Here is a 1,387-nt window from a genome sequence, read left to right on the forward strand (position 1 = left end):
CCGCCGAACTGGAGAACGCCTTCCGCGCGCACCCGTCCGTGGCTGAGGCCGCCGTCATCGGCGTGCCCGACAAGATCAAGGGCGAGGCCGCCAAGGCCTTCATCATCCTGAATCAGGACTACAGCCCCTCGGATGAGTTGATTCTTGAACTGCAGCACCACATGCGCAAGGAGCTTGGGCCTGTGGCCGTCATCAAGGGCGTGGAGTTCCGCGAGACCCTGCCGCGCACCAGAAGCGGCAAGATCCTGCGCCGCGTGCTCAAGGCCGAGGAAACCGGCGAGGCGCCCGGCGATTTGAGCATGTTGGACGATACGGAGTAGCCTGGAACGCCTGGGGCTCTGCCTCCTGCACTCCCGCCAGAGGGCATGCGCCCTCTGGACTCCCCAAAGCGAAGGGCTCCTTCCGGCGTCTTTGCCGGAAGGAGCCCTTCGCATTGGGTAAGCCAATGAGCCGGGCGTTGCATGCAGGAAAAATTTTTCTCGAATCTTCAGCGTGTTGAGGTGGCTCAAAAAACGCATCCCTCGTGCCCCCACTGCAAAGGAAAGGCGTATTTCCGGGCATTTGCACGGAAATACGCCTTTCCTTTGTCACGAGGGGGTCCGGGGGGAATCATTTCCCCCGGAGTCCTATATCTTCTGGGCCAGATCAGGGGCTGTCTCTCAACAATAAGCAGCAAAATCAATTATAAACATGAAATCGATGACCATGTAAAATCCCACTTGACGCCATCAAAGCCCACCTTATACTGTCTCTCGTGTCCCGCTGGTGTCCCTTTGGCGGCATGCTGTCGCCAAGAAATTCGGAGGTGCGAGATGGCTATCCTCGTCGTGTGCGCGTGCAAAACCGTTTATAGCGAGAAGAAGCGGGTTTGTCCCAAATGCGGGAAAGCGAAGAAAGATCGCGGTACGCGCTATCAAGTGGTTATCCGAGAAGGAGGCCGCGGGACACGAAAGCATACGGCCTATGCCAACACGATGGCCGAAGCTCGCCAGGTCGAGCAAGAAATCCGCGCCAAACTTCACACAGGCGTGAACCCGGCAGCCGCCCGGAAAGGCATCACCGTCGGCTCGGTCTTTGAACGCTACCTCAAGAGTGCGCAGCACCCTGACACCGATGAATCAAAAGTCAGTTGGGACAAAGATCTGCAGCGCTGGAATGACTATCTTGCGCCTGACTTCGGGAACCGACGCATGGATGCCGTAACTAGAGATGATGTCCTCGATTTCCTAACAAAACTTAAGTCTCAAAATTCCCGGCTAGGAAAGCCTCTGGCCCCAGCGACCCGCCGACACATACTGGTTCTGCTCCAGAGACTCTACAATTGGTCGAGGTCAGCAGAGATATATTTTGGTCGTAATCCGGCATCTAAACTCACGATAGATGTTCA

General features: G+C 56.6%; 1 protein-coding gene and 1 pseudogene. Both read left to right on the top strand.

The window, feature by feature from the left end:
* Positions 1 to 320 (top strand): annotated as a pseudogene (locus Q8O35_RS09825) (acetyl-coenzyme A synthetase); the annotation flags it as partial.
* Between the two features lie 492 nt (positions 321 to 812).
* Positions 813 to 1,387: hypothetical protein (locus Q8O35_RS09830; RefSeq protein WP_305572748.1), on the top strand; the 575-nt coding region annotated here is incomplete at its 3' end.

Source organism: Humidesulfovibrio sp. (assembly GCF_030689645.1).
Taxonomy (GTDB): Bacteria; Desulfobacterota; Desulfovibrionia; order Desulfovibrionales; family Desulfovibrionaceae; genus Humidesulfovibrio.